Genomic DNA, 25,671 nt, shown 5'->3' on the forward strand with positions numbered 1-25,671 from the left:
CAATTACTAAAGGAGGACCAATCTATGATCTAAAGATTTACTTAACCAAACTTAGCGGTACCGCGTCAGTCGATGCTAACCGACGGTACCTGAGTACCTGAATTAAAACCAAAAAACCAACCCTATTGCTGAATATATGAATTACTTTATCAAATGTAAAGATTACTTGTTCGGGAGTCGAATGACCGAACCCAGCTTTACACCCCTCATTTCAAAAAAGGTCAAAGCCACCTTATTTCTGGGTTTACTATTTACCTATGGTGTATATGGTAAAACAGAAGCACAGCAGGTCACCATGCATGTCAACAAAGGGAACCTGAAAACTATCTTTCAAGAAATCAAGAAACAGACCGGCTACCATTTCTTTTATGACGAAAGTCTCTTTAATGGCTTAAAGATGGTGAGCGTCAATGCCAACAACCAAAAGCTCGAAAACCTGCTCAAGGAACTTTCGGATGAATTGCCCGTGCAGTTTGAGATCCACAAAAAACATATTGTTGTCTTGCCAAGTGCTCCAAAAAATACTGTTCAGGCGCAACAGCAATATACCATCAAAGGCAGATTGACTGCAGCTAAAGACGGAGCCCCTATTGAAAATGCAACGATAAGCTTAAATGGAACTACGACCAGAACATCTTCGGATAGCCAGGGTAACTTTTCACTTAAATCTTCATCCGCAGAGGGTACACTGACAATTTCCCACCTTTCCTTCAAACCACAGACTATAAAATTCAACAGTACGACGGCAAGCGATTTAGCCATATCGTTAGAAGAAAACGACAGCGCACTGGAGGAAGTTGTGGTTGTCGGCTTCGGTACACAAAAGAAAGTCAATTTAACAGGGGCCATTTCACATGTCGGTAAGGAGGCTTTCGAAAATCGGCCGGTTGCCAATATCGGTCAGGCTTTACAGGGCCTTGTCCCCAACCTGAACATTACCTTTGGAAACGGTTCACCAAACAGTACGCCCGGATTTAACCTGCGCGGCGGTACCTCCATGAACTATAATGCAAATACACAGGTCTTTGAATCCGTCAATGGCGATCCTTTGATCATCATCGACGGCGTAGAAAGTACGACCGGTGCCCTGAATCAGCTCAATCCAAATGACATCATGGACATGTCTTTTGTCAAAGATGCATCTGCGGCTGCGATCTATGGTACCAAAGCGGCATATGGGGTCATTTTGGTCCGTACCAAACGGGGAGAGTTTAATCAAAAAGGCAAAATAGCGTACAACTTCGACTCCAATTTCGATACGCCATCCGGGCTCCCCGATATCCTCAACGCCTATGAGATCCAAAAATCAGGTATGGACAGAACATTATGGACAAATGGCAAACCCGGTACTGCAGATGAAAAAAAACTGGAGATGATCCAAAAGTACATGGATAATCCCACGCCAGAAAATGCTTGGTATCAGGAGGGAAACAGCATCATTTGGGTAGCCAATGTCAACCCCTTTGAGGAAGCGGTCAAAAAATGGACACCGATGCAAAAACATACCCTCAATCTCAGTGGTGGTGCCGAGTCCATTAACTACTATATTTCCGGCGGCTTACAGAATCAGTCGGGTATGTACAAGATCAACACTGATAAGCTGAAACGCTACAATGCCCTGATGAATATCAATGCCAAGGTGAACAGCTGGTTCAGTGTTTTTGGAAAGATAGGTTTTGATCAGACTAATTTCAATAGCCCTTACATCGTTGGTGGTAAAGGAAGTATATGGTCTGCCATGATGGGCGAAACGAACAAAAATATCAATATGCCCATCCAGACCGGGCCGAATGATCCTCTGCCAAATACCTATACCGATAATATCCTGGCCTGGCTGAGCTATGGGGCCAACAACCAGTCCACGGATAGAAGGGTATCGCTATTGATCTCGCCCGAATTTACATTGATACCGAATGCCCTGAAACTAAAGGCAGACCTCAGCTATCAGCCGCAGTCTTACAGCCTGAACCGCTACAGTCCCAAGTTTAACCAAGTCGTGGACTCCTGGCAATTAACCTCCCAACAGGCCGAAGCTGCGGAAAATAGAGCCTATTTTGACAACAATAACACTAATAAATACCTCATTAATATCTATGCTGATTATAAGAAAACCTGGGCCGGGAAACATAATTTTTCCACTGTAGTTGGTTACAATCAGGATCAGACAAAATTTAATCAGATCACCAATACCTTCCGAAAATTGATCTCTCCAGATATACAGAACCCTGATGCTGCCGAAGATCCATCTTTACATACCGTATCCCGAAATGCATATACACTAGCTGGACGTGCCATATTCGGACGTGTGAACTACAACTTCGCCGAAAAGTATTTTTTTGAGAGCAATCTCCGCTATGATGGCAGTGCGAAGTTTACTGAAAAAGACCGATTTGTAACATTCCCTTCCTTCTCGGCAGGATGGCGGATATCGCAGGAGAATTTTATGGAAGGTACAAAAAATTGGCTCAACGAACTAAAACTGCGCGGAAGCTGGGGAAAACTGGGCAATCAGCCCTCATCCATCTATCCATACCAGGCGACAATGGCTACGGGAAAGGCTCCTTATCTAATCAATGGGCAACAGATCGTCTATATCAACCCGCCGGGACTGGTATCACCTTACCTGACCTTCGAGAAAGCCAGAACCTGGAATATCGGATTGGATGGTACATTTCTCAAAAATCGCTTGGATGTTACCTTTGAATATTACAACCGGAAGACCACCGATATCCTGACGGACGGCAGCGCTTCATTTCCGACGACATTGGGGACTGCTGCACCGTTGGAAAATTCAGGGATACTCGAGACAAAAGGCTTCGAGCTTTCTTTTCTTTGGAAGCAGACCATTAACAGCGACCTCCGCTATCGTGTAGGCCTTAACCTATCTGACTATCTGACCAAAGTACAGCATTATGCTGCCAATACCACGATGATGATTACCAATTCTTCGAACAGGGAGGTGATGTATGACGGTAAAACAATCGGTGAAATATGGGGATACCGTACCGGCGGCATACTGCAGGAAGGCGATTTTGCGGGACGAAACGAATCAAATGGCAACTGGATCTACAATGGCGCTAATCAGGGCAACGTTTTTCCGGGTTATATCTGGTATCAGGATCTTGGCGGCCCCGAAGGCATTCCGGACGGTAAAATAGATGCCGGATTGAATACATTGGCCAACCCAGGTGACCGTGTTGTCATCGGAAATTCCACACCACGTTATCGCTTTGGTATCACCGGAAATGTGCAGTACAAAAATTTCGATCTTGATTTCTTGTTCCAGGGTGTACTCAAGCGTGATATCTGGGCCGGCTTATCATCCTACTGGGGCGGTGGCGCCGGGTCAAAATGGATGTATGAACGGTCCTGGACACCTGAGCGTACCGATGCGGAGTTTCCGATGTATGGCCTTTCAGTAAACGTGCAGGACCGGTACCTGATCAATGGCGCCTACCTCAGACTGAAACAGGCGGTATTGGGCTATACCTTGCCCAATCAGCTGACCAAACGATTTGGCGTCGAGCGATTACGCTTCACACTTGCCGGTTACAATATCTTTGAAGTCACAAAAATACCGACAATTTTTGATGTCGATCAGATCTCTGCCGATTATCCACAAAAGCGGTCTATTGCTTTTGGTGCTCAAATTGTCTTCTAACTAAACTATTATGAAAAAGAACATATTCAGATTCATCGTCATGGCTGCCGCAACATCCCTGTTGTTGACCCAATCCTGTAACGATAAATTTTTACAACTAAGTCCTGAAACCGATCTATCGCGGGAAAACTCATTACGTACTGAGACGGAATTAACTTTATACCTGAATAACCTTTATGCCAGTTATATTCTAGGGCATGGTACGGGCTGGGCAGATGCCAAAGTCAATCCCAATGTTGTCGGCGGCAGCCATTTGCTGGCCAGCGATTTTATGACCGACAATATGGTCCGCTATGGCAATATCGACCGTATGCTGGACAACACCTTTATTCCACCAAATGCAGGCACCTCGGTCGATTGGACATGGGAAAACCTGCGTTCGGTCAATTATTTTATCCAACACTATACAAACGCTTTGCCCGCGGTCAATAACGACATGACCCGGCTAAACAAATATCTTGGGGAAGCCTATTTCTTTAAATCCATGGATTATTACCGCAAACTTATGCTGTTTGGGGATGTGCCCTGGCTTTCCAGTGACCTCAATATCGACAGCAAGGAATTGTACAAACCCCGGGATAAGCGCACCGTGGTTGCCGACTCCCTGATGAAGACTATCGATATGGCCATAGCCGGGCTAGAAGGCATTAACGGTCGTCCAGATGGACGTATTAATCAGGACATGGCTTTGTTTTTAAAAGCGCGGATAGGTCTGTTCGAAGGCTCCTTCCGCACGTATCACAACGAATTGTCCTTACAAAGTACAGCAAAATCTTTCCTGGAAGCGTCTGTGGATGCCTGCGAAAAAATCATCGCCAGCGGACGTTATCAGCTCTATGCCACAGGTGACAGCCCCTATTGGAAAATGTTTACTTTCAAGAAAGACCCAACTTCGGACGGTAACAAAGAAGCAATCCTGGCCCGGGTATACGATGGTACTGTGGTAGGCCATGCGACCCAACGTTATTGGGACCAGAACAACAGTCTTTCGGGTGCACGGCCAGCAGGCGGGGCCACACGAGGTCTCGTAGACGAGTATCTATGTATCGACGGTAAACCGATTTATTCTTCGGGATCGGCCGGCAACTACACCGCCAACCCCCTATTCAAAGGCTATGACGGGCTATGGTCCGAACTTGAAAACCGCGATCCACGCCTGAAGCAAACCATTAATTATCCCGGTGAAAACCGCTCCCTGTTTAACAGAACGGATGGGACCACCAGTCTCGAAAAAAATGGGATCACCTATCCCCGACTGTCCTATAATGTCGGTGGCGGAACGACAGTAACGGGCTACCTTCCCATTAAACACTGGATGGGTGATCGGCCCGAAAACGAGGCGACAACAAACGGCCAGCAGACGGCTATCGAATTCCGCTACGGCGAAGTGCTGCTGATGTTGGCCGAAGCAAAAGCAATCTTAGGTACGCTGACCCAGAATGATTTGGACCGGACGATCAACCTGTTGCGCCAGCGCGCAGGATTTGACTTTGCAAAATATCCAGGCAGCAAATTAGAGCTTGGCAACCCGCCTGCGGATCCTAGGCTTGATGAGATCTATGCCACCAAACTTGATTACGCCGTTAGCCCCATCATCCGTGAAATCAGACGTGAACGTCGTGTAGAAATGGTCTTGGAAGACCGCCGTTACGAAGACCTGATGCGCTGGAAAGCCGGCAATCTGATGACCGTTCCCCTACGTGGAATGAAATTTACAGCCGAAAAAGGAAAACTATACGATGGTACACATACCGCCAAACCGATTATTGCCTTAAAAGAAGAAGTCAATAAAGATATCTTTTTGGATAACAATGGATTTATTATCGCCTATCCAAGAAGTGCAAACATCAGCAATGGTACTGCGCTATGGGCAGATTACCGCTATTATTGGCCCTTACCTTTATACGACCTGACCCTGGAGGGCAATCAGCTGGTTCAGAATCCGGGATGGTTGGGCGCAAAATAATGAGGATAAAAAGAAACAACATTATGAAAATTAGATCAAATATATACCTGTTAATAGTCTGTCTGTGCGGAAGCCTGGGTTTACATTCCTGCAAAAAAGACCTTGGTCCCATCAAAGACAATTTAACCGTAAGGGAAGCTATACTTTCGGGAGGATTTATGCAGATTCCCGTTAAAATCGGAACACCGCTGCAGATCAATCTGGCAGTCAATCCTGGAAACCGTACCGTAACCACGGCCACGTACAGCAACAAACATCCAGAAATTGCCAGCTATAGTACGACAGGGCTGATTACCGGCCTGAGCGTTGGCAGAGATACCGTTACCATACAGTCCGGCGAATTGAATGTCTGGTATATCGTCAATGTAACGAACTAATAGCCGACAGTCGGTCAAAAAAATGGTAGAGGTGACCATCGCGTTAATTTAGCGTGTTTAGTTTGACTATCAGGCCGGATGGCCTGATAGTCTTCTTTTATTGACCCGGAAATATCTCAGCCAGAAACCAGCGATAGTATATAGGAGGTATCAAAGCGATCAAGAATGCTCGCCTGAAGTTTTTCAATTCGGACTTTTCAAAAAAAGCAATTCCAAAATATGAAAAAAATAACGATAAAAGATATTGCCAAGGCCATGGGGTACTCCATAGGCACCATATCCAAAGCGCTCTCAAACAGTCATGAAATAAGCCCGGTAACTAAAGTTGAGATCCAAAAATTTGCCAATGCGCATGGCTATCAATCCAATCAATATGCTAAACTATTGCGTAAGGGGCGAACAAATATTATCGGAATGATTGTTCCTTCGATCGGCAATCCGTTTTTCTCGCAGATTCTCGAAGGCATTGAAAGAGAGATGTCAGAAACGACTTATAACCTGATCATTATGCAGAGTGCGGACGACCCCAATCTTGAATTGAAACATTTAGAGATGTTATCTAAAAAGGGTGCAGATGCTGTCGTCATTGCAGCTACAGGAAATCATCTTTCGTTAAGATATCTCCAGCGGTTAAAAGATGAGGGTACCCCTATTGTCCTTATTGACCGGACCAATTATGCGATAAATACTTATAAAATCGGAATAGACAATTTTAAAGTGGTTTACCAAGGTATTTCTCAGTTGGTCAATCGGGGCAAGAGGAAAATTCTGTTTATTTCCAATCTGTCGCCGGGAACATCAATGGAGCGCCGGCGCGGTTATATTCAATGTCTGCGGGATTTTGACATTACTTACAATTCAGATTATCTCCTATCGATAGCAACCAATGGCGGAAGAATGGAGGTGCTGGAGCAATTAAAAAATAAGCTTATACATCTCGTTAATTCAAGTAGCCCGCCCGAAGCAATTTTTACCGCCTCAGATCAACTTACCTATTTAACGTTAGAGGCTTTACATGCCATCGGAATAGCGGTACCAGATCACTTGGCCCTGATCGGTTTTGCTAATTTTCAGTACACCAATATTTTTCAGCCGTCATTATCAAGCATTGTACAGCCTTCGCATGAAATCGGCTCTCAGGCTTTCGCTATTCTCAGTAAAATTTTGGACAGTTCGGATAACGAGATTGTAGCAGCCTACCAAAACATTGAGTTACAAGCTTCTATTCTGACACGCAAATCCTCTGAATAAAGTATATCAATTGAAACGTTTTCGCAGATTACGCAAACGTTTGACTTAAACGAAAACTGCTATAAATCAAAATATATTTTCTACTATAGATATGTGTTTTGGTTGGCGCCATCTAACCAATACCCATTAACAATTATAGATTATTTATTTTAAAAATTATGAGAAAACAAACAAAAAAATGGATGCAAATCATTCAGGGAATTGCATTGTCCAGCACAGTCCTGTCACTTTTTTTCGCCTGTTCAAAGCCATTGCCCGAGCAGAATCCTACAGAAATCCGACGGACAAAGGCGTCCTCGAACGGTGTTATCGATACCTCCCTGGCCAATCTTACATTTGTAACTAATCCCGTAAACCTCAATATCATTATGTTTGTACCCACAGACAATCCAGCTTTACCCGGCTACAAAACACGGCTATCTCAGCTGTTTGTCCATTTCCAGGACTGGCTACATAATGAAATGGGACGCTATGGCTACAGCAATTATCTGGGCCTGGCAAAAGATTCTACAGGTCTGGTCAACATTATTGAAATTCCGGCGGCGGGAGCTCAAGCGGACTACCCCTACAGCTCAGCTATTTCAGCCGGTAAAATTATAAATGAGATCAATGCATACAAAACCAGCCATCCGGGCCAATTTTCATCCAACAATCACTACTTAGTACTTTTGCCAGCAAGAACAGACGGCGATGGCAGCCAGCCATTCTATGGCTATGGAAAATACTGCTTTGCCGTGGACAATTCCTCCATGTCCGTCAATGGAATTCCAAATCCAAGTTCAAACTACCTCGGCGGTATGCTACATGAATTAGGACATGGATTAAACCTACCCCACAACCGCGCGAAATATGTCAGTGAAGAACCTACATTGGGCACATCACTGATGGGAAGCGGCAATGTAAGCTTTAGCAAGGGACAGCCTACTTTCCTAACCGGCTCCGATGCCGCAATTCTCAGTAGAAATGAAGTTTTTCAATCCGCGGTGGCGACGGCCAGTCCTTACCAGGCACCCAGTTATTCCATACAACCTCAATTTGCAATTGACAACAGTCAGCAAAAAATCTTTATTACAGGAAATTATACATCTAATTTACCTGTGAGCGAGATATTGGTCTATATGGATCCCAATGTGAACAACGAAGGTACTGGAGCCAACAAAGATTACAACGCCGTCACATGGAAATTTACGCCGCTTTCCTCCGGTAACATCCAAGGAACCATAGACCTCAATGAACTCTATTACAAAGGCAATACACCTTACGAACTCAAAGTAAAATTATTATTGCAAAACGGATACACAACCTCCAATGTTTACGACTTCAACTATGTTAATGGGCTTATGACGACCAATCAAGATTCGGTATATACCTATTCCAATGCATCCTATGCCGGTGTAAAAGGAAGCTTTGGTAAAGGGCAGTATACCACATCGGATTTGTTGGCAAAAGGTGTGACCGACAATAGCATCTCTTCCATTAAAGTTGGAGCAAATGTTAAAGTCACCTTATACAACGGGAATAATTTTACTGGCGATAGCCTCGTCGTGACCTCTTCGTCTTCCTATCTCTCGACTTTCAACGATAAAGTTTCATCCATGAAAGTACAAAACCGCTAGCGAGGGCCGAGAGCAACGATGAATACATTCATTTTTAGAAACATAAAAACAATCCTGCTTTTGCTATTTGCTCTAGCAGGATTAAACCTGTCTGGCCAGCCCGCTACTTGGTTTACCGATGGCAAATTTGGTCTATTTCTGCACTGGGGTCTGTACTCCCAGACGGCAGGCGACTGGAATGGGCATCCCACCAAAGGGGGGGAACATTTTATGCTCTACGAACGGATCCCCGTCAAAACCTATGCGAAGATCGCCGACCAGTTTAACCCCACCGGCTTTGATGCCGACCGTTGGGTGCAGATGGCCTATGACGCCGGCATGAAGTATATTGTGATCACCGCCAAGCATCACGATGGCTTTTCGATGTACAATTCGGCCGTCAGTGATTATAATATCGTCCGGAGAACGCCCTGGGCCAAAGATCCGATGCTGGCGCTTGCGACGGCCTGCAAGAAATACGGGCTAAAGCTCTGTTTCTATTATTCCCTGGGCCGCGATTGGGAAAACCCCGATGTACCGACCAACTGGCCGACAAAAGCCGGTCGCAGCAATACCTGGGACTATCCTGATGAAGATGCCAAAGACCTCAACAAGTATGTCGAGAACAAGGTCAAACCGCAGCTTCGTGAACTGCTGACCCAGTACGGCCCCATTGGCATTATCTGGTTTGACACGCCCGAGCTAATCACCAAAAAACAGAGCCAGGAGATCCGTGATCTGATCCATTCCATCCAACCACAGTGCATTATCAACAGCCGGATCGGCAATGGTCTAGGCGATTATGCCGTCGTTGAGCAAACATTGGTTTCGACAGCACGAAAGAATTGGGAAGCCTGTATTACGATGAGCGAAAATTGGGGCTACAACCGGCACGATCACAAATGGAAAAGCCCCGAACTGCTGGTGCGCAATCTCATTGAAGTAGTCAGCAAGGGCGGTAACCTCCTGCTCAATGTCGGCCCCAAAGGTGACGGTAGCTGGCCAGTAGAGAGCCAGGAAAACCTGCACGCTATAGGTGCCTGGATGAAGATCAACGGCGAAGCACTATATGGTAGCAGTGTCTGGGCCGGGAATAAAGAAGATGCTGCAGCGCAAACAGAACAGGAAGAATCCGAAAAGGAAAAAGCAGGTATGAAAGATGCCGTCAATGATGCGACATCCAAGGAGATTGTCGCCGACTACCGCTTTACCCAGAAAGGCAATGTTGTCTACCTCTTTGTCCGAAACCCAGCAACAGCGAGGGTTGACATTCCGGAGCTTGCCAAAAACAAACTTGCGATCCGTTCGATCAGTCTGCTTGGCAACACATCGAAGGTCACATGGACACAGGGCAAAGAAGCCCTAACACTGACCTTACCGACTGTCAAAGATCAGCGTATACCAATATACGTTTATAAAATCCAGCCAAAGCATAATTAATTAAAATCCCCGACAACCAAAATGTAACACGTAAACGCCTGAGGTTTCTAGACTCAGGCGTTTGTGTTATTGGATTTATTTCCAGTTTTTGATGATTTCGCTCATCTTATCAAAAGAGGTTTCGCCGCCGCCCGTACTTCGGTAGACGATCTTGCCATTGGGATCCACGAGGATCTTTGTCGGAAATCCGGTGATATTCAGACGCAGGACAAAATTGTTGCTACCTTTGTCGTTCAATATTTGCACCCAGTTGAGCTCGTGCTGCTCGATGGCTTTGCGCCAGCTCTCATTTTTATCGGACGCGATGCCCAGTACACGTAGCTGATCGGGATAGCTGTCTCTCAGTTTTTTCAGATCAGGCACATCGGCCATACAGGGACCACACCATGAGCCCCAAAAATCGATGAGATAAAATTTACCTTTCCAGCTGTTTGAGTCGAATGCCTTACCATCATAGGTATTGCTGCTGTTTATCTGGAAGATGGATTTGCCTACATCGTATTTGCTGCCCTCTACCCGATTCTTTAAGGAGCTATAAAAAGGCGAGCTTCGATATGCCTTATCTACGGTAGGTAACAGTGCCTCCACTGTCTCGATCGTGACAATCTCCCGGACCAGCATATCTTCAAGGTAATAGAGGCCGGCTACAGACGAAACGTTCTTCTTTAGAAAGTCGTTCATGTATTTAGCGGCTTGGGCATCGATCTGTTCTTGCTCAGCTGCAAGACGTTTGTTTAGCGCCGCATCTGAAGTGTCTTTTGCCAGTTTCAGCTCGATATTAGCCGATTTATTCAACAGCGGGTGGTATCCCTTATTTAATGCACTAATCGTATTATTCTCTTTATCTCCGCTAGGATATACCTCGGCAAAGTCGGATAGCTTTCCTTTGAGTAATACCTTGCCACCCGGCATAGCGACAAACCAGATGGATTGGCTTTTGACAGGGATATAACCCCGGTCGACACGCTTAAAAAGCGATTCGGTCGGCAGGGTGAGCCGTACGATTAAGGGTATAGAGGTCGTGTCCTGATAAAATATCTGCCCGTTTTTAGTGCTGCCTTTTTTGTAATAGGCATCGGTCACACCATTCCAGATGGTCATGTTGTAGGTGCTGTCCTTAAAGTCAGCGATCTGGGAGGTCACCGTAAATGTTTTGCTCTGCCCAAAGCTATGCAGGTTGCTGGCTACCAGTAGACCTGTTAAGACAAGTAATTTTCTGAATTTCATGATTGTATTGATTCGCTAAATAATTTTTTCTAGTATGGATTCTGTTGTATCTGTCCCTTGCTGGCATCGATCTCTACACCATTGATAGGTACGAGCAGATGCTTGCTTTCCAGGGTGTAGGTTTTGGGTGTATTGAGATCAACACCTGTTATACTGACCTGGTAGAAATCTCTTTTTACAGTGATATCATCCGCAGCATAGTCGTTGACACTAAATCGGCGTATATCGTACCAGCGCATCACAAACGGAAGCTCACGACGTCGCTCGGCGAGCACCTGTTTGATGGCTTCGTCTTTGTTAGAAGCCGTAAGCGCACTATAAGTAGACATGCGTTTTTGACGTAGGGTATTGACGGCTGATAAGGCGTTCGGAACATCGCCTTTACGGGCCAGCACCTCGGCTTTGTTGAGCAGCATCTCCGCTCGGGTAGGACCTGAAACCAAGGTACTACCATCGGTAAACATGGTGTACCGATACGCTGCTGGTGTCACGACACTGAAACGTCGGCCGCCATTAGGGATCATCAGGTGCTTGTAACGGAGGTCGTTGGCCTGATCGTATAGGGCTACCAATGCGCTGCTCGGACTATACCATTGCGCACCTGTGTATTGATAGCGGCTGTAATAGAGCTCGCCCCAATAGAGGTATTTTGCGGCATTCCAGTCGTTTAACTCACTGTACTTGAGCGTTGCAGCCGGATTGCTGTAGGATACGCTTCGGCCTGGTAGTAAGGTATTATAGTCTACTAATTTTACGGTGCCGGACTCCAGTGCCTTGTTTGATTCGGCCAAACTCTTATCATAGTCGCCAGTGAATAGATAATAGCGGCTCATGAAAGCGGAAATGGCTTTTTGGCTCACACGCCAGGTCTTTCTAGGATCGACATCGGCCTCGCTTACTTTTTTTGCCTCTTCGATATCGGCCAGGATAAAATCGTAGGTTTCTTTCAAGCTGGCACGTTTTAAGGATTCCTCGTAATCCACGGTACGCTTTAAAGGCAGTCCTAAGCTATTCATATTGGCCGGAGCGTATGGCGCACAGTAGTTGTTGACAAGGATCCAGTAAGACATCGCCCGGATAAAATGGGCATCTGCTTTTACCCGTCTGCGGCTGGCCTCATCACCGCTTACCAAGTCTATGTTTTTTAAAATGACATTTGCGGTGAAGATCTTTTTATATTCTCCGCTCCACAGCTCGTCTGTAGCAAGGTTTTCAATACCCTCCGGAGAGGATACATAGCGTTGGAGATTATTGACGGTGAAAGCCGTCACATTGTTTTTGTACAGCTCCTTGCTGATCTCGGTATCATCGGTAGCGTAGGTGGCAGCGTAATTCTCCTCTCTGGAAAATGCAGTCGCATTCTCTACCAAGGCCTCTAACTGATCTACGGTTTTGATACTGGCCTGTTTTTTGGGTTCTTCGGATAAGTATTTTTTGCAGCTTGCGGTCATTAGTAGCGCAGCGGCAAGTCCTATATATGTGAACACTCTCATGTCTGTCTGTTATTAAAATTGAAAATTGATACCGAATGTATAACTCTGTGCAGGGCGCATTGTGCCCGGTAACCAATCCGGATTGTAACCTTTGGAATTGGCACGCCAGATCAAGCCAAGGTCACGTGCCTGGACGAATAGGTTGACATTGTTCAAGCGGATGGCTTCTGTCCAGCGGTTGGACAGTTTGTATCCTAAGCTAAGCTCTTTAAACTCGATATAAGATGATTTTTCGACCTGGCTGCTTAAAGCCTCGCTGTAGCGGTCCCAGAGGTATAGATTGGTCTCATCAGGCAGCGCAAATCCTGGAATATTCGGATTTCCGGCGAGCACATCATTGACATACTTGTTGACAAAAGTCTTGTCAGACCCTACAAGTGCAGCGTAGTTGAAGGTTGGATTGCGGTATACTCCACCCATCTTGCCCAATAGGATAAACATGATGTTGAAGTTGCCTACTTGTACCGTATTGGTCCAGCCCAACGTATGTGGCGGTACGTCGGTACCCATATAGTGGAGAAAAGGAAGTCCTAAACCTCTATTGTAAATAGAGACATCATTAAATGTCTGCGGACTGTTATTTGGTCCGGCGACATGCGGTACACCGTCGATCATGCCAATATAATCGAATGCGTAAACCGAACCCACGGGGCGGCCTTCGACGAAAGCCCCAGTGATCAACTGATAGGTGTAGAGCGACGGATTGTACAGCGCATCAATATTGTTGGCATTGTACGCGTAGTTGAAATTCGTGCTGTACTGAATATTTTTGGATACAGCTAAGTTGGTACCCAACGCGAGCTCAAATCCTTTGTTGGTGATCTCGGCATTGTTAAATTTCTGCGATCTGGTTCCAGTTGCTGCCGGCAGGGCAATCTGTCCAATAATACCCGAACCTTTTTTGTGGTATAGATCTACTGAACCAAAAAACTTGCTCTTGAAAAAGGAGAAGTCGATTCCGAAGTTGGTCGAAGCAGTTTTTTCCCAGCGCAGTCTTGGGTTTCCATTGTCAGCAATGGTGGCTGTAATGGTTCCTGTGGAGGGATTTAAGCTCCCACCTACATTGAGCAAGGTCGCTGTCGAAGTCGAATTTTCCATATTGCCGTTTTTACCATAGGTCAGGCGCATCTCCAGGCGGTCTACATAGTCCTGCGCAGCCATAAAGTTTTCTTTGGCGAGATTCCACTTGGCACCTACAGACCACAGCGGTGACCAGCGCAGCTTGGGGTCGTCGGTAATGAAATTGGATGCATCGCTCCGTATGCTGCCCGACAGGGTGTAACGGCTGAGATAGGTATAGGCCGCATTTCCATAAAGGGAGATGAACTTGTTTTTCTGCCATCTGAAGGTTGTATTGCCCCCCGGAATGGTGGTTGGAGAACCTTCAAAATCGGTAAACTGGTCAACCGAGCTGCCATAACCGTAAGGCGGTGTCGTTGCCTGAAGCTTATCACCATAGTAGCCGTATACCGCAGGGTTGATCGTACCCTTGGTCAGGTACTGGGACACTTCCATCCCGCCGATAGCCGAGATATGATGATCAGCACCGAAAACCCTGTCAAAATTCAATTGATTTCTAAAGACAAAACTCTGGATGTCCTCCTGCCCTAGTTCCTCCGCATTGAAGCCATCTTCGTATTGGATCATGCCACGTCTCAGGATGCCGCCTTTAGGGATATACGCCTTACCTACGGTCTTGGTGCCATCGTCGTATTGTGTCTTGCTATTGATCAGACTGCGTACGTAGAAGGTACTCTCATCATAGATACGCTCGCGATCGATCTTGTTGCGCTCATATTGAAACTTGGTATCGAAAGTAAGCCCCGGAATAATCTTTAGATTAAGTCCGGTCTGTACACGGGCATTGATGCGCTCGTCGGTAAAATCGCGACCACGTACTTCACGTAGCAGGTTGTATGACCAATCCGAATAGGTAAATTTTCCGGTAGGGATCAGGCCCAGCTGCTCGCGGTTATAGTCTTTTAGGTTGACGCCGTAACTACCATCTTGGTTCAATAGCAGCTCATAAGGCGATAGTTGCTCTATTTCTGCAATGGTCGCACCGCCGTATTGTTGTTTTTTGTACTGCAGGTTGGCGCCCAGGTTGAACTTTAAGAACGAAGTAATGTTGAAATCGTTGTTGAAATTCAGGTTGAAACGGTCATAACCGTTTTTCTGAAAAGAACCTTTACTGTTTTCATAAAGAACGGAAGTGTAGTTGCGTATACGCTCGTTGCCGGCCTGCAAATTGACATTGTATTGGTTGAGTACGGCTCTTTGTGTCAGCAAGTCCCGGAGCTGGCCCCGATTATCAATTTTGCTCAATCTGTCTAGCTCGGCATTCATGTCGGCTGTAGACATAGTGCCATATTGATTGGCATAGAGCGCTTCTTGCGCTAGCGTCAACGAGTTGGTAATATCTCCAAACGAATTCGCATAGGGGTAAAAAGTCCAGTTGTTTTCATAAGCCTTACGTTCGTAGGCAACCTGATCGGCCGAATTGGCCTGGGTAAGGATGTAGTTGAGATCCGGTCTTCGCGATATTCTGGAAAATGCACTCCCCTGGATCGTGAGTCTGTTGTCGGTTTTTGCTTTTTTGGTGACAATAACAATCACACCATTGGCGGCACGCGCACCCCAGATGGATGCTGCAGCGGCATCTTTAAGTACGGTGACGGATTCGACATCATTGGGGTTGATATCCGAAAAGTTGCTACTGGATATCGGGAAGCCATCGACCACGATCAGCGGTTTACTATCGGCATACAGGGTGCTATTGCCCCGGATCAGAAAGTTTACACTACCGTCTTCATTTTCCTTGGCCTGCATACCGGCTACAGTACCCTGTAAGGCACTGGAAAGGTTGGATGTAGGACGTTTGCCCAATACCGATTGTCCGACCTGGCTGAATGATCCTGTCGCCCGTTCTTTCGAAATCGTCTGATAACCTGTACTGACCGTGACATCGACACCTTCCAGCGTCGATAAACTCGGGGTCAGCTGGATCAGCCCCATGGATTCTTTGACTTTGAGGGTGAGGGGCTCATAACCCACGTAGGATACCAAAATCATCGCATCCCGATCGGATACCCGTAGACTGAACGTGCCGTCTTTGCCTGTTGTGGTCGTCATATCGCTCTGAATCACGCGTATGGAAGCACCCGATAGGTTTTCCAAATGTTCATTAACGACTCGCCCCCGGATGACCAACTGCTGCATAGCGGCAGCAGCCTCCGTCTTTGGTTTTAATGCTATAATATCCGTATCTATACGATAAGTGATATTGGTATTTTTAAAGATCTGGTTTAGGACGTCAACTAGCGGAGCATCTTTTACGGTTAGGTTGAGCCCATTGACTTTTTTGATTAGTTGTGCATCGCCAATAAAATCGTAACCGCTTTGTTTACGAATTTTATTGATAATAAGCTCTAAAGAAGCATTTTTTTCGCTTAGCGTTATTTTTTGAGCAAAGCCACTGGCATATACCTGGCAAAGGCCGAATGTCAGAAGCACAATGATTAGTTTCATCACGATGAGCGTTTTGCGGAGGATATAGACAGGCGTCTCCCTCCATTTTTCAAGGTAAAAATTCATACATTTGAGTAATTTGGGTTAGATGCTATTGTTAGTTTGTTGGAATTAATGATTGGGGCCCAAAAATCTACCGGATGTGTTCGCTGCACATTCGGTTTTTTTACGACCCAATTTTAGTTTTTGTTAGGGTGGCTGTTTCATGATTTCTGCTTTAATAAAGGTTAGTATTTATTTTATCTGGTTAGGATATGACGGCAATCTTTCGTCCCGTACGTTTAAATTTAACATCAGCCGCCGCCTCCAGCGCACGTAGCACAGCAGATAGGTTGCGGGATCGGGATACAGCCCCGATATAGGTCTTTTGAGAAGGCGTCTTTTCATACGTGAATTCGACATCGTACCAGCGCTCTATCTTACTCAGGATGCTGGCCAAGGTTTCGTTATCGAAATTAAAGTAGCCGTTCTTCCAGGCTACAGCATGCTCGGTATTGATATGGGCTAGCTGTATCTGTTTTGTATCCTCCTTAATTGTACTTTGTTGACCGGGTTTGAGTAAGACCGAACTGTTATTGGCAATCCTATTGACTTTGACAGCGCCTTCTAATAGGGTGGTTACGGTGGATTCGGATTCGTAAGCGGATATGTTGAAATGTGTACCCAGTACCTCTATGATTTGCTCCCGGCTGCGTACTTTAAAAGGTTGTTTTTTATTGGGAGCCACTTCAAAGTAAGCTTCACCAAGTAATTCTACCACACGTTCTTTGCTGTCAAATCTGGATGGAAATTTTAAGGAGGAATAGGCATTAAGCCATACCTTGGTTCCGTCTGCAAGGACGATATTGTATGCTCCGGTCCTGGGGGTTTGGAGTGTATGAAATATAGGGGCTTCGGATATCGAGGTGGTACCTAAATTCGGCCGCAAGTCCGGACCATCAGCATAACTGATGTTTGCGCCCACGAGGATGGTATTACTATGCTCGCTTAACTGGATGGTACTTCCGTCACTGCTCAGTAAAACAGCTTTGTTGCCCCCTGGCTGGATATCAGCCTGTTGCAAAACACCCTGGTTTATAGCTGGCCTATCGGATTGTCTACTAAAGAAGTAACTGCCCCCCAGTAATAAGACCAAGGATGCTGCCACTGCACTTATTTTGAGGATCTGATTCTTCCTTCTTATCCGCTTGATAGTATAGTGGATATCGGCGTCTATTTTGGTTTTTACCTCTTCCTGAATACGCGTTATATCCTCCGGATCTGCTGTAAATCGGCTTTCTTTGAGTTGTTGAAGATGCCAGGTTTCTACCCAAGATTTCTCCTCTTCGGAACAGGTGCCTTGGCGGTAACGTTCAAGAATTTCTTTTGCGTTTTTGGTCTCCATGATAACAAAGGTTTAATACGTTTCTTTGCTATATGTAGGTTCAAGTGGAAAAAAGTAGTAGATGGAAATTAAAAAAAAGTAAAAAAAAGCGATGTAAATTTAGAACGCATGATTTTCAAGGCGTTACTGACCTGTTTACGTACCGTGTTTAGGGAAACATTGCTCTGTCTTGCAATTTCTTCATAGCTTTTTTCTTCCTGACGGCTCAGGATAAAAATCTCGCGCATCTTGGGCGGCAGATTCATGATTTCTTTTTCGATCTGTTGTTGCAGTTCTTTTTCGAGGAGGAAGTTGTCGGTCGAGTATACGCCCTGATCTAAAAAATGCTGTAGCGAATCTGCATAGCCCTGCCTGACTTTTTGCTTGTCGATGTAGTCGAATAACTGGAAACGCACGGCGGCATAGATGTAAGAAGAGAAACTCGTATTTATTTCTAGCCCCGTTTTCGACCAAAGGGAAACAAATACATCCTGAAGTATATCCTTGACCACCTCTTCATCGGAGATAATTTTACTCGCATAGATAAATAAAAGTGGGAAATATCGTTCATATAGGAGGCCAAACGCTTGTTCATCTTTTTTTAAAACAAGTGCTATCAATTCTTTATCCGATAAATCTGTGTAGCAATACATTCGTTAGTCAGGACCTGAAATCAAACTTACATTAAAATTGACAAATTACAAATTCTCTGGTTATGATTTATGAAGACCGCGCTAAGTCTACAGACCAGAAAATATTTGCGTATTTTTATCTGCCCAAGGTGGCAAGATTATCTTTCAGGTTCAAAGTGCATTAGACGATTAAATAAAAAATGAGAGAAAATAACGACATTATCTCGATGGCAGAAGTAAGGATCAGAAGCTTTATCGAATCCAGAAGACCAAAGGATGATGAGGTGCGAAAGAAACTGGATTTTGGCTACAGCTGGAACGGGCAGACTGCCCTATTGTTTGAGATACGCCCGCAATGGAATAATCCAGCCAACATACTACATATCGAATTTGCGAAAATAAAGTATATCAAATCAAGCAAACAATGGAAGCTTTATTGGCGACGAGCTTCCGGTAAATGGGAGGCTTACGAGCCAATACCTTCAAGCGACAACCTGCAGGAGCTAATAACTGAGATCAGCCATGATGGTTATGGTTGTTTTTTCGGATAAAAAACATAACAAAAAAGCCGCCTATATCGACGATATGGGCCACTTTTTTACAAGAATTGTAAATAAAAGGCGTTTGAAGCACCTTATTTCATTTCAAACCAGCGCCTAAAGTCAACGGCATCCTGACGACTGACAAATATCTCCTCTTGTTGCTCAAAATTCGGTTTCAGTTCGATCGTCAACACACCATTCTCTAAAGCATGATATCCTTTAATGATACTCCGATTGACGATATAACGCCTGTACATCAAGTAGTATTGATTATGGTCGAGTACTTTCATCAACGTGTCGAGGCTATAGTTGTGTGTATACTCCTTGTTACTCGTTAAGGTCAGGAGCTTTTTGTCGTCGGCTGAGCTTTTGATAAATGCAATGCCGTTAAGTGGGACATAGTTATCTTCATAGCCATATTTTACCCTAAGACAAGGTGCAAGCATGACCGTATCGGAAACATCTTCCATCCGCTCGTCTTCCAATTTCAGCTGCAGCTCTTCATATTCAATGAGCAACTCCTTGAGTTCAGTCTTCTCTATTTCTGCCTCTACATATTGATCTTTCACGAACTTGGCAAACCGGATGACGTATACCAGCAAGAATAGCAGGTTCAATATGAATATAAACAAAAATACAAACCTGAATTCGTTGCGAATATATCGACCTATAGCATCCATTCCCTTTGAGGTTAACGGTAAAAATACCAACAGCACAAAGATCGTTGTGAGCAGGGCAGGCAACAGTAAGCCGTAGATAATCTGCCCGATCAGACGTTGCTTAAAATCTGTCAGCCAGGATAGCTTCTTGTCCATGAATCTATTAAATACATGCTCTGCATATAACACGCACAAAGTAATAAGTGAGGAAAGAAACCAATAGAGATAAAATCTTGGTTCTGAATAGCGCTCATCAAAGACCAGAAATTTGCTGGACGAGCAAAAGAAGTTACCGATCAGAATAGCCAAAAATAATTGAAGTCTGATCGAAAAGTAGTTAACTTGAATTTCCGAATGGAATCTCTCAATTAGTTTCTTTGTTTGCATGAAGTTGTCAAAATGGTTAAGGCAGGTAAAATTAACTAATTTCTTAAATAAAAAATTGACAGATCTTCAAAAGAGTGCTGCAGGATTCCGTAAAAATTTACGGAATCCTGCTTTTTTTTAATCCCTCTACCCAATACCGATAACCGTTCATCCCATAATTTCGTTTTCGTCCGTCAGCGCAAAACACCCCCTAAAAGGCCAATAAGCTATATTTACGCCCCATTTCTGCTACCGTTCATCCGCTTACAAACAGTTTACCTTGCCTTCTAAGTAATACCTTGTTAATTTTATAGTAGGGGTAGTTTTTACGATAATCAAAAATAATAAGGCAGTTAGCGCAAGCCATATGACTATTTAACAATAAATAATATAATTATGAGAAGATTAAGAATAACACATGGACCATCGTTCTACAGCTCCCCGGTGGACCAATGTTTTTATTGCGAACGCCATCTTAGTGGCTATAATAGCTGGACTAACCTCCAACGATGCAACGACCTCTTCCGCCCATCGACCAAACTGTGCGGAAATAAGATCCGGGTCATAGTGTGCCACACCTGTCAAAGAGCAAAGTCTCGCCTTGAGCCTGAAGAATTCATGGAAATACTGCAAGAGAGCTTTGAGAAGCAGCAGGAGTTTAAATATATTGATGTATCACGGATTCAGACTGTGGCCAAAAACGTATCCTATATCCTGAATCATCTGGAGCCGAATCTCAATCAACGAAATCTTACGATCGTCAAGAAAACAGACTCCGAAAAGCCACAATTAAAATATCAGGATATTCCGAAAGAACAGTCCAATGTAGCAGTAACGCAAGTTAATACAACCCTGACCTGCTACTATTGCGACAGAGCCTTGGATACTTCGCGGAAAGATCCAAATTGCCAGATCACACGAGACCATGTACGCCCTATTTCCAAACATCCTGATTCGAGACTGATCGTATTCAGCTGTTACCTCTGCAACAACACTAAGGCGAATGATGAACCCGAAGTTTTCCTGGCCAAATTAACAATTGCACATTATCACGAACAGAACTATAAAAAAATACCTTACCACCAGATCAGCACCATGATTATCAATTTACGATATTTAATCAATAAGTCGTTACAGCCTTTTGCCTCATATCCTGTCCTAGAGACTCTTCAGCTCTACGATCTTCCGATCCTGCGGCAACAGCTTCACGACAAGAGTAGACAGCCCTGGCTCGATCAGCTTGATGATTACGCATTGCTGGAACTGCTCTTAGTATGTCTGAGTGCGCAGACCAAGCGGTCAAGGGATGGCTTAGCCCATGATGCTGCTTTTTTTAATATCTTGCTTTGGCAAGAGCGGTTGGAACTCGCTTTAAAGATCGGTTGGGTCTCGGCCTTCTACCGTATCGACACCATTGATTTTCACTCGCTCACGGATGAGAAGGAGTTTGATCAATTTTATATTTTAAACGATCGGGGCCGTGCTGTTTTACAGCTGGAGATGAACTGCAGTGTACAACAAAATAGGTAATCATGATCAGATCGTTAAACCAATTGGAAGACGCAATCAATGCGTACGGCATACTGCAAGGTAGTTTTCAAGGCAGCGCTATCCCGAGCGACAAGTCTATTATAGTGGCCTGCGATGCCCTGATCCGCGATTCAGAACAACTTTATATCAGTCACTCCAAATCAGGCATGGCCAAGGAATCTTTTAGACGCTACTATACCAAATTCAGGCTGCTTTTTGATAGATTATATACTTATAAAGCCTACCAGTCGGATAGTACCATTGTCAAGCTGCACGAAAGTATCTGGCAGAGCATACAGCATTTTAAAGAGCATATGAATCCCTTGGATGAGCTCCCCATATACGACCAACAGCTTCTCAAGGAGTCCAGCCTCACAAAACTTGCTAAATTATTCGCCCGCTTACGCGCTAAACAATTAGACGAAGAATATCTCTTAGAAATCCAATATGGTATGGACAGTCTGTTTGACGGGCACAAGTCGCCCAGGCTGCTCTTTTATCATTGTGAATGGCTAGACAGCTTTCTCATGGCATTGCAAAGCATCGCCTACGATACCCGTGACAAGTCCTATCCTAAGCGGTTTATGGAATTTCTGATCCGGTACAATTTCAACTACCTCGGTCTCCGCAACCGATGGAAAGAAAATATTGAAAGACAGTTGAACACGCTATCCCGGGCTGACCTGCTGTCCCGCCTCTTGCTCCTGGAAAAGGAAATCACCCATTACCACCCTTTTCCTAATAGCCACTACGATATCGAGCAGCCCCATCTCAAAATGATGATGAATGAATATATTTGCGCTGAACTGGATTATCTGGAAAAAATCACGAACCTAGAGGCGGAAGCCCAAGATACGCTGGATCAGATCCCTAGCCCTTCCAGCGGAATCCATATGACGCTCACAGGAGAAGGAATCACCTGCCTGTTCCATTATTCCAGCAAAGTCGGCCTTTTTAAGAATAAGCATAAAAGTGACGCTGCCGTAGGAGTAGCCCAGCATATTGTCACCAATCGAGGCAACCGCATCAGCGCCAATCAGCTGTCCAAATTCAATAAATTTGAGCATATATTCAGTCTATATCTCGTTGAAGATAAGCTCAAGGAAATGCTCCATTTCATAAAAAAAGATATTGAAGAAGTCGAGCTGCGAAAATAATTGAGATTTAAATACCTCTTTAAAATAGATTAAAACGGTTTTCTAAAAAAACTAGGGGGATTCTACTTTATCCCCCTAGCGAACTTGGTCACCAGATCCAGATACCCTTTGCTCAAACTGAGTTCTAAGCCTCCCTTTCAGTCCGATATCCCCACCAGCATTTGTCCTAAAAATGTATCCCCATCTCCCCTTTTTTAAAATTCACAGTTGTTTAAGGTACTTTAAAGGCTCCTCAACTGACTAAATGCTTCTACATAGGATTGAGAGACATTGTCCTTCCTTTGCTTTCAGACTTACACAGTATGACAATGAAAGCAAAAAAGATTATATACCAGATCATCCTCATCACACTGATGGCTCTTTGGATCCCGATCAGTCTGGACAAGCTTATCAACTTTGAGCTGTTCAGATCCGCAATGATCCAGCAGCCTTTTAGCGACCAGTTGGGTATGTACTTAGCCTATACCTTGCCTCCTCTCGAGCTTGCCGTTGGCCTACTTTTTATAATGCCAAAGACAAGGATATGGGCATTCAGCTTGTCGTCTTTGATGATGCTCGCTTTTGTGGCTTACGTAGGTCTAGCGGTCATGAAAGTATGGGGAAAATTCCCTTGCGGCTGCGGATTGGTATTCCAGCAATTGGGCTGGACGGCCCACCTCTGGCTCAATATGGGCTTTCTAGTCGTCAGCCTCTTAGGCTTATGGCTTGAGCTCTCCTTTTTAAAACATCATTCTCCGATCAATCGAATCATAGAAAATAATGCCAGTGATGATATTACAAGTTTACAGGTGAATTCAGGTTCACCAACTGCCTCAGAATTGAAAACCAGCCATAGGCTACAGAAAGAATAGTGTACCACATCAACAGCGGAACTTGGATTAAAGGCTAATCTGGGTGAAGGGCGCGTCTGCCAAAAGACACTTATGGTATTCCCGCGCTGCTGTCGATGGCTACGTACATAAAACCGACACACCGTGGGGATGAAAAAGACATGAAAATTGAAGTAAAAAAAATTAAAAATTAAAAAGATGAAAAATTTAAATAGTTATGCAATGGCCATCATAGCTTTGGTGATTGCAGCTGGAAGTACAACATTAATGTCATTCAATAAAATTGCAAATAAGCAATCAGACGTCACTCTTTTCTTCGATGGTGACGCTACCCAAGCAAGTCAGGTAAGTGATCCGGGTAATTGGGCCGAAGACAATCCTGGCTCGACTTGTCCGGGCAGCAAAAAGGCTTGTTCGATGGAAGTCAGTCCAGCAGATCTACAAGGTGCATCGGGAAGTAGAACACTAAATCCGACAAAAATTATTTTAGGGGCTTCAAATACTGGTACTATATCAAATCCGACCTATGTACCAACCAAAGCTGGGGGATCAAGCTCTAATAATATTACACCACACAATCAAGATTAAAATAATAGCTCTCAAAACAATTAATATCTGCTAATCCAATCCCCAAAGTATATCTCAATTTTGATTTTATACTTTGGGGATATTTTTATCAATATGGTCTTATCAAAATCCCATTATTGTGGATTTTGTGGTATTCCGGTCCTGTCAACAACATCAGTCGGGATTGGCAATGCATAACGGTTGCTATTTGGAACCAATTCTAATACTCCCTCCGGTATCTGTCTTTTTAAAACAATATTTCGCCCTTCCAAATTTAACCGTTTCACATCCATCCAGCGCAGTCCACGAAACAGCAACTCTTTGCGCCGTTCACATAAGACTCTTTCCAACGCATCTTCTTGACTGAGTCCCCCCAGCTCCTTATATTTCCCTGTCGCGTAACGATGGCGCATCAGATGGTTTAAATCTGAAAGCCCCCTTTCTATCCGACCGTTACGAATATAAGATTCGGCCCGCATCAGTAAGATCTCAGCGGATGTGATTCCAGTAAAGAAATCCGAGGCACCAGCATAGCTACCTTTAAACTGATAGTAACCATCTGATCCTTGAGCAAAAAATAATTTCAGACGCAGATCATCCTTATTGTACGATTTGTATAGAGTGGTATCTACTAAGGCATTATAATAATTCATTGCTGGCAGGGTCGTACTCATCTGACTAAAAAAAGTAGTTTCTATATTATACCGTTCAAAGGGGAATTGTGTATTAGCATCCAGCATATTATAATCTATCAGTTTAGCTGAGATCATCCATGCTGAATCTGCATAAATTTCAGATTTAATATAGTGTCCCATGGACAGATATGTTCGGGCCAATAGTCCATAAGCGGCCGCCTTAGATGGTCGCAAGACATGCTCCGATTGCCGCGGCAGAAGGGGTATCGATCGTTCCAGATCGTGGATAACGGTATTATAACACGCTGCTATCGAGGAACGTTCAGACGGTTTATATGGATCTGCATCCACTCGAAGCACGATACCGGGATAAATATCCTTTTCACTCTCCTCATATCCCTTTGCATAAGTCCATAACAGCGACAGATAAGCATAAGATCTATAAAAATATGCGGCACCCGCTAACTGGCTCCATGTTCCTTTATTTGCATCATTAATTTGAATACTCTTTAAATTATCAAGCACAATATTACTATGATATACGGTGAGGTAACTCGTTGCCCAATCGTTGGGGAAATTATTATCGATGATACGCCAAGTATATGCCTCTTGAGATCGCATCCCTAAGGAATTATAAGATTGAAGGGTTAAAAAATAATTATCTGATGACGCTTCCCCAAGTGGATTTGTACTGATGTTCATCACTTCCATATTGTCCAATATTCGTTGCATCGCCTCGAAATTGTCTGGCGTTGCCAATCCACTATTCGACTTAATGTCCAGATAATCTTTACAGGACATTAAAATAGAAAAAAGCAGGATATAGATTAGTCTTGATCTTAACATGATAAA

General features: G+C 44.4%; 18 protein-coding genes. 11 read left to right on the plus strand and 7 right to left on the minus strand.

The features are described 5' to 3' along the window. The first annotated feature begins 136 nt into the window (after window positions 1–136). The 6 genes from ABFX33_RS01000 to ABFX33_RS01025 all read left to right on the plus strand — a co-directional run bounded on the left by ABFX33_RS01000 (window position 137) and on the right by ABFX33_RS01025 (window position 10,290). A complete protein-coding gene (locus ABFX33_RS01000; RefSeq protein ID WP_346083693.1) occupies window positions 137–3,661 on the plus strand; it encodes a TonB-dependent receptor in 3,525 nt (1,174 codons plus the stop codon). 10 nt (window positions 3,662–3,671) lie between these two features. Next, window positions 3,672–5,627, plus strand: coding sequence for a RagB/SusD family nutrient uptake outer membrane protein (locus ABFX33_RS01005; protein WP_346083694.1), 1,956 nt, complete (start codon window positions 3,672–3,674; stop codon window positions 5,625–5,627). 23 nt (window positions 5,628–5,650) lie between these two features. Beyond that, window positions 5,651–6,004, plus strand: a complete 354-nt coding sequence (locus ABFX33_RS01010) for an Ig-like domain-containing protein (protein WP_147420427.1) — start codon at window positions 5,651–5,653, stop codon at window positions 6,002–6,004. 219 nt (window positions 6,005–6,223) lie between these two features. Continuing rightward, window positions 6,224–7,255: a LacI family DNA-binding transcriptional regulator gene (locus tag ABFX33_RS01015; RefSeq protein WP_346083696.1), complete on the plus strand. Its 1,032-nt coding sequence runs from the start codon at window positions 6,224–6,226 to the stop codon at window positions 7,253–7,255. Window positions 7,256–7,413: 158 nt separating this feature from the next. Continuing rightward, the gene (locus ABFX33_RS01020) at window positions 7,414–8,871 is read left to right on the plus strand and encodes a beta/gamma crystallin family protein (RefSeq protein WP_346083698.1); all 1,458 of its coding nucleotides are present in this window, start codon (window positions 7,414–7,416) and stop codon (window positions 8,869–8,871) included. Between the two features lie 18 nt (window positions 8,872–8,889). Beyond that, window positions 8,890–10,290: an alpha-L-fucosidase gene (locus tag ABFX33_RS01025; protein ID WP_346083699.1), complete on the plus strand. Its 1,401-nt coding sequence runs from the start codon at window positions 8,890–8,892 to the stop codon at window positions 10,288–10,290. Window positions 10,291–10,365: 75 nt separating this feature from the next. On the opposite strand, the gene ABFX33_RS01030 is transcribed toward ABFX33_RS01025, so the two are convergent. The 5 genes from ABFX33_RS01030 to ABFX33_RS01050 form a co-directional block, all read right to left on the minus strand. Beyond that, window positions 10,366–11,517, minus strand: coding sequence for a TlpA family protein disulfide reductase (locus ABFX33_RS01030; protein WP_346083700.1), 1,152 nt, complete (start codon window positions 11,515–11,517; stop codon window positions 10,366–10,368). Window positions 11,518–11,546: 29 nt separating this feature from the next. Beyond that, window positions 11,547–13,010, minus strand: a complete 1,464-nt coding sequence (locus ABFX33_RS01035; RefSeq protein WP_346083701.1) for a RagB/SusD family nutrient uptake outer membrane protein — start codon at window positions 13,008–13,010, stop codon at window positions 11,547–11,549. A gap of 12 nt (window positions 13,011–13,022) precedes the next feature. Then, window positions 13,023–16,604 carry a SusC/RagA family TonB-linked outer membrane protein gene (locus ABFX33_RS01040; protein WP_346083703.1) on the minus strand — a complete coding sequence of 1,194 codons (3,582 nt, stop codon included), beginning with the start codon at window positions 16,602–16,604 and terminating at the stop codon, window positions 13,023–13,025. 181 nt (window positions 16,605–16,785) lie between these two features. Next, complete coding sequence (locus ABFX33_RS01045) at window positions 16,786–17,922, minus strand: FecR family protein (protein ID WP_346083705.1); 1,137 nt, start codon at window positions 17,920–17,922, stop codon at window positions 16,786–16,788. A gap of 68 nt (window positions 17,923–17,990) precedes the next feature. Continuing rightward, window positions 17,991–18,554 carry an RNA polymerase sigma factor gene (locus tag ABFX33_RS01050; RefSeq protein WP_346083706.1) on the minus strand — a complete coding sequence of 188 codons (564 nt, stop codon included), beginning with the start codon at window positions 18,552–18,554 and terminating at the stop codon, window positions 17,991–17,993. Between the two features lie 179 nt (window positions 18,555–18,733). Here ABFX33_RS01050 and ABFX33_RS01055 point away from each other — a divergent pair, with 179 nt between their 5' ends. Continuing rightward, on the plus strand, window positions 18,734–19,084 hold the full coding sequence (locus tag ABFX33_RS01055; RefSeq protein WP_346083708.1) for a DUF3024 domain-containing protein: 351 nt from the start codon (window positions 18,734–18,736) through the stop codon (window positions 19,082–19,084). A gap of 83 nt (window positions 19,085–19,167) precedes the next feature. Here the strand turns inward: ABFX33_RS01055 and ABFX33_RS01060 are convergent, their stop codons facing one another. Beyond that, window positions 19,168–20,121: a LytTR family transcriptional regulator DNA-binding domain-containing protein gene (locus tag ABFX33_RS01060; RefSeq protein ID WP_346083709.1), complete on the minus strand. Its 954-nt coding sequence runs from the start codon at window positions 20,119–20,121 to the stop codon at window positions 19,168–19,170. 375 nt (window positions 20,122–20,496) lie between these two features. On the opposite strand from ABFX33_RS01060, the gene ABFX33_RS01065 reads away from it, so the two are divergent. The 4 genes from ABFX33_RS01065 to ABFX33_RS01080 all read left to right on the plus strand — a co-directional run bounded on the left by ABFX33_RS01065 (window position 20,497) and on the right by ABFX33_RS01080 (window position 24,205). Then, window positions 20,497–21,630 carry a hypothetical protein gene (locus ABFX33_RS01065; protein ID WP_346083710.1) on the plus strand — a complete coding sequence of 378 codons (1,134 nt, stop codon included), beginning with the start codon at window positions 20,497–20,499 and terminating at the stop codon, window positions 21,628–21,630. Between the two features lie 2 nt (window positions 21,631–21,632). Further along, entirely contained in the window at window positions 21,633–22,787 is a 1,155-nt protein-coding gene (locus ABFX33_RS01070; protein WP_346083712.1) for a hypothetical protein, read from the plus strand. A 308-nt stretch (window positions 22,788–23,095) separates the two neighbouring features. Then, window positions 23,096–23,638: a MauE/DoxX family redox-associated membrane protein gene (locus ABFX33_RS01075; protein ID WP_346083714.1), complete on the plus strand. Its 543-nt coding sequence runs from the start codon at window positions 23,096–23,098 to the stop codon at window positions 23,636–23,638. Window positions 23,639–23,815: 177 nt separating this feature from the next. Then, complete coding sequence (locus ABFX33_RS01080) at window positions 23,816–24,205, plus strand: hypothetical protein (RefSeq protein WP_346083716.1); 390 nt, start codon at window positions 23,816–23,818, stop codon at window positions 24,203–24,205. A 113-nt stretch (window positions 24,206–24,318) separates the two neighbouring features. On the opposite strand, the gene ABFX33_RS01085 is transcribed toward ABFX33_RS01080, so the two are convergent. After that, the gene (locus ABFX33_RS01085) at window positions 24,319–25,665 is read right to left on the minus strand and encodes a RagB/SusD family nutrient uptake outer membrane protein (protein WP_346083718.1); all 1,347 of its coding nucleotides are present in this window, start codon (window positions 25,663–25,665) and stop codon (window positions 24,319–24,321) included. Window positions 25,666–25,671 lie beyond the last annotated feature (6 nt).

This window comes from Sphingobacterium ginsenosidimutans (assembly GCF_039536865.1).
In the GTDB taxonomy this organism is placed as follows: domain Bacteria; phylum Bacteroidota; class Bacteroidia; order Sphingobacteriales; family Sphingobacteriaceae; genus Sphingobacterium; species Sphingobacterium detergens.